Source organism: Rhodococcus sp. (in: high G+C Gram-positive bacteria), from assembly GCF_049286785.1.
In the GTDB taxonomy this organism is placed as follows: Bacteria; Actinomycetota; Actinomycetes; order Mycobacteriales; family Mycobacteriaceae; genus Rhodococcus_F.
In genome coordinates this window covers 1-4,445 of sequence record NZ_JBAQEO010000467.1, presented here as the reverse complement: position 1 = coordinate 4,445, position 4,445 = coordinate 1, and the positions used below count along the sequence as shown (strand labels likewise).

General features: G+C 66.4%; 4 protein-coding genes and 1 pseudogene. 2 read left to right on the top strand and 3 right to left on the bottom strand.

The genetic code is table 11. The features are described 5' to 3' along the window. Window positions 1-88: 88 nt before the first annotated feature. Genes WAW17_RS16925 through WAW17_RS16915 form a run of 3 tightly spaced genes read right to left on the bottom strand, consistent with a single transcriptional unit; the run spans window position 89 to window position 2,731 of the window. Window positions 89-1,168, bottom strand: a complete 1,080-nt coding sequence (locus WAW17_RS16925; RefSeq protein ID WP_422334100.1) for a dihydrodipicolinate reductase — start codon at window positions 1,166-1,168, stop codon at window positions 89-91. 26 nt (window positions 1,169-1,194) lie between these two features. Further along, a complete protein-coding gene (locus WAW17_RS16920) occupies window positions 1,195-2,031 on the bottom strand; it encodes an acyl-CoA thioesterase (RefSeq protein WP_422334099.1) in 837 nt (278 codons plus the stop codon). Between the two features lie 46 nt (window positions 2,032-2,077). Beyond that, complete coding sequence (locus WAW17_RS16915) at window positions 2,078-2,731, bottom strand: TetR/AcrR family transcriptional regulator (protein ID WP_422334098.1); 654 nt, start codon at window positions 2,729-2,731, stop codon at window positions 2,078-2,080. 174 nt (window positions 2,732-2,905) lie between these two features. On the opposite strand from WAW17_RS16915, the pseudogene WAW17_RS16910 reads away from it, so the two are divergent. Beyond that, a pseudogene (locus tag WAW17_RS16910) lies at window positions 2,906-3,905 on the top strand (acyl-CoA dehydrogenase family protein). Then, window positions 3,889-4,445: acyl-CoA dehydrogenase family protein (locus WAW17_RS16905; protein WP_422334097.1), on the top strand; the 557-nt coding region annotated here is incomplete at its 3' end. The pseudogene WAW17_RS16910 and the gene WAW17_RS16905, both read left to right, overlap by 17 nt.

Here is a 4,445-nt window from a genome sequence, read left to right as displayed (position 1 = left end):
CTACACGGCGGCCGATCTGCTGCTCGCCCGCTCTTCCGAGGCCGCGGATCACGTAGAGGTTGTCGCGGATCGATCACCCCGGTATCCATCACCCCAGTGAGGCGATGACCTGGGGTAGGTCGGGTGTCGTGCGAATTCCCGCCTCCGCCGCGCAGACGAAGGGGACCGCGTTGACGGCTCGGTGCGCGGTGTAGCCGGGGGAAACCGCAGCCATCCGCTCGAGCGGCACCGGCATCGTGATGTCGATGTCGAGGGGGGCGTCCCCGTCGACCGCGACATGCCAGCCGGTGGCGCGGACGTCCCAGTCGGGATCGAGGTCGGTGGTGCAGTACCAGGTAGCCCGGAAACTCAACAGGGGAACGCCATGTCGCATGCCGGCGGCGGTGATGCGCTGAGCGGCAACGGTGCCGGCTTCGAGCGTCCCCGCGGCGATGGTGACCGGACCGCGAGCGGTGGCAACTTCGCCGCTCGCCTCCCCCGAGTCGAGCGGAAGCCCGAGGGCTTCCGCGACCAGCCGGAGCGAGGGCCCGAAACTGCTACGCGCATGGGACAACCGGGCTTCGTCGAACATTCGTGGAGTGTGCCCGAATCCCATCACGTCGAACAGCATCTGCGGCGAATTACGTTGCGACAGATCCGCATACTCGTTGATCACCAGGCTGTCGAGGTGCCGCTGGATCGAGGTCACCACAAGCGGAATCGCCTCGGTGATGAAGCCGGGGCTGCTGCCGGTGCTGTGGATCGAGGTGCCGCCGATCTCGCACGCCGCCTCTACCCGTGCGCGGACGGCAGGGTCCATGCTCGCCGGATGATGAAATTCGCCGCGGGTGGTCACGACGTTGATCCCCGACGCCAGTAGCCGGCACACCTCGTCGAGATCGCAGGCAAGTGGCATGTAGAGCACGCAGTCGGCTCCGGTGTCCACGACATCCTCGATGCTCCTGGTCGCGGTCACGCCGGTGGCGGGGAGCCCGCAGAGTTCGCCTGCGTCGCGTCCGGCCTTGTCCGCGCCATGAACGTAAACGCCGGCGAGGGTGAGGTTCGGGTGCTCGATCACGGCGCGCAGCGCGTGAGTGCCGATGTTCCCGGTGGCCCACTGGACGACCCGGTAGGGGCGTGTCTGGACGGGAGAGTCGACGAACTCGGGCGACAAGGAATGTGGCTTCAACTGGAACCTCGGGTCTCGGGGCAGGGTCAAGACGGTAAGCGAAGGAGGGCTTCCTGGGCGTAGGAGGCGACGAGGTCCCCGCTCTCGGTGAGGACGTCGCCGCGGCCGAAGCAGCGGCCGTGCGCCACCAGGGGACTGTGCTGGCGCAACAGGAGCCAGTTGTCGGTACGGAACGGTCTGTGGAACCACAGGTTGTGCGAGGTGACGGCGGACGTGAACGCAGTGCCGTTACCGAGCTGGCTCAGTCCCTCGAGCGGGCGCAGCGCTGTACCGATGAGACTCAGATCCGTGGCGTATGCGGTGAGGGCCGGGGCCAGTTCCGGTGCCACCGGGGGGGTCCGCATCCACAGGTCGGACTCGGGTGCTGCCGGCGCAGTGGAATTCAGGTCGGTGGTGGATCGGATCTCCCACGGAATCAGCTCCATGTTCACCCGATACTCGGGGGTGAGGACGGGCGGGACTTCGGCGACGGTCTGATGATCGGGGCCGTCCTCGGCGGCGTGCATGGAGACCGAGGCGGTGGCGACCACGCGCGAGGACTGCCGGGCGACCACGGACAGGGTGGCGAACGAGCGGCCCTCGTGCAGGCACGTCACCTCATAGCGGACGGGCTCCTCCGCACGGCCCTCTCGCGCGAACAGGGCATGCAGGGATTTGATGTGCTTGCTCGGGCACGCGAGTTCGGCCGACCGGACGAACTGACCGAGGATCTGTCCACCGAACAACCGGTGGTAGTCCAGATGCTGGTTGGATCCCTCGAACACGGTGACCGCAGTCGCGTGCTCGTCGGGGTCGGGCCGGTCGGTCAACGGGGACCGGCGCAGATCGAGGCAGTCGAGAAGGTCGCTCCACAGTTCGGACACTCTTGGAGTGTAAGCGAAACTCTCCGGTTTGAGAATAGGATTCTCGTCAGCTGCGAGCGAATCCTTGTGCGCAGAAGTCCCAGACCTCGTCTGCGGCGATGGGTTTGATGGTCGCGTCGTCCGTGGCGCCGCTGGACTGGGCGATGAACATGACGGTTTGCATCGTCATGGCTGCGACGCGGCGCGGATTGATGCCGGGACGCAACTGTCCGGCGGCATCGACCTTGTCCATCAGCTCGGTGAAAAGTGCGAGCAGTGCCGTATGGGCGATCTTGACCTCGGCGGGGTGTGAGATCAGCAGCTGGGGTGCGAAGTCGGTGAACAGCGGGCGCTGCGCGACGGGGTCCGGACGGCAGATTTCGAACAACAGCTGGACTGCGACATGCAGCTGTTCGAGGGGGTCGGTCTGCCCGGCTGCGGCGGCGCGGATCTGTTCGGCGGATCGGCTCAGCGCGTCCTCGAACAGGGCGAGCAGCAGCTCGTGCTTGCCGTCGAACTGCAGGTAAAAACTGCGAAGCGACTGCTTGGACCGGTCGACGACCTCCTGCACGGTGAAGTCCGTGCTGCCCTTCTCGGTGATGATCGCCTGGGCCGCATCGAGGAAGCGCTGCACGCGCTGTTCGGCACGGAGCTTGGCGGTCTTGATGGAGCGTTCGACTGCGCGCTGCTTCCAGGCCGGCTCTTCGCTGGTCTCGGTCACCGCCTGATCTGCCCTCTGTGTGTGAAAAACATGCAGCCACTGTACCGGAGGGTTGCATGTTATTGACGCGCCACCCGGCTCTCGTGACCAAATATGAGACTCTTACTTTCGCATGACGAGAATGGTATTCTCGCTTCATTCTGTACGCAGCTCTGGCAAAGGAGGCAGGCCGAGATGCTCTTCGAGTTCGACTCCGATCAGCGACTTTGGCAGGACACCGTCCGTGAGGTCACGGGCCAAGGAATGTCCGCCCACGCTGATTCGTCATGTGGTCGACAACGGCGCCGACCCAGGACCTCTGTGGAAGGTGTACGTCACACTCGGGTGGACCGAGCTGACCGCCCCCGACACGGCCGTGGAATTGGCGATCGTCCTCGAAGAGCTGGGCCGGGCCACCGATCCCACGCCCTATTTGGCCACGATGACCCAGTTCGCCCCTCTCGCAACCGACTTCGTCGAACACGACCGGTCGGGAACGGCGGTGTTCGAAGGCGTCACCGCCCGTCGCGACGGTGCCGGCTGGCTGCTGGACGGCACCGCGCATCACGTCCTGGACGGCGACCGTGCCGATCGGCTGGCCGTCGTCACCGACGCGGGCATCTTCGTTGTTTCCGGCGACCAGGTGACTGCCACGCGCAGTCCGGTTTTCGATCCGGTGCTGCATCTTGCCGAAGTGTCCTTCTCCGGCGTGCGGGTCGGCGAGGACCACCGCGTCACGGCAGACTCCGAGCGTGCTCGTCATCTCGCGCTCACCGGAATGGCCCTCACGATGGTCGGCGCGTGCCAGCGCATCCTCGACCTCGCGCTGGAACACGTCCGGGGGCGTCAGCAGTTCGGCGTCCCGATCGGATCGTTCCAGGCCGTCAAGCACAAGGCCGTCGACATGCACCTGGCGGTCGAGCGGGCCCGTGCCCTCGCCTACTACGCGGCGCTGACCATCGCCGAGGACGACCCCCGCCGGCGGGTGGCAGCGTCGATGGCCAAGGCCGCGGCGGGTGAGTGCCAGTCCCTGGTCTTCCGCCACGGCCTGCAGTTGTTCGGGGCCATGGGATTCACCTGGGAGAACGACCTTCAGTTCGCGCTCAAGCGCGCCAAGGCCGGCGAGCATCTGCTCGGCGGCGCGGCGGCACACCGGGCGCTGATCGCCGAGGAGTACCGTGCAACTCACCTTTGATACCGACGTCGAGGACTTCCGGGCCGAGTTCGTGGCCTTCCTCGCCGAACACCTGCCCGACGAGGCGGAGGCCGGGGAGCGACCCCGGTCCAGCGCCGATGTGCCGGAGTGGGCCCGCCGCTGGCAGCGGCTCCAGTTCGACCATGGCTGGTTGCTCCCCGGCAACCCCCCGGAGTTCGGTGGCCGGAACGCCGGTCTCCTGCAGCAGTACGTGCACCTCGAGGAACTGTCCAAGCGCCGGATCTATCACAGCTTCAACCCCCAGGGTCTCGGCATCATCGCCGCGTCGCTGCTGTCCTTCGGTACGCAGGAACAGAAGGAACGTTGGGCCGCAAGGATTCTCCGCGCCGAGATCACCGCGGCGCTCGGCATGAGCGAACCGGGCGCGGGATCCGATCTCGCCTCGCTGCGTACCCGCGCGGTCCGCGACGGTGACCACTTCGTGGTCAACGGCCAGAAGGTCTGGACATCCGGTGCCAGCGAGGCCGACGTGCTACTCACCTTCGTCAGAACCGATCCCAATGCTCCGAAGCACAAGGG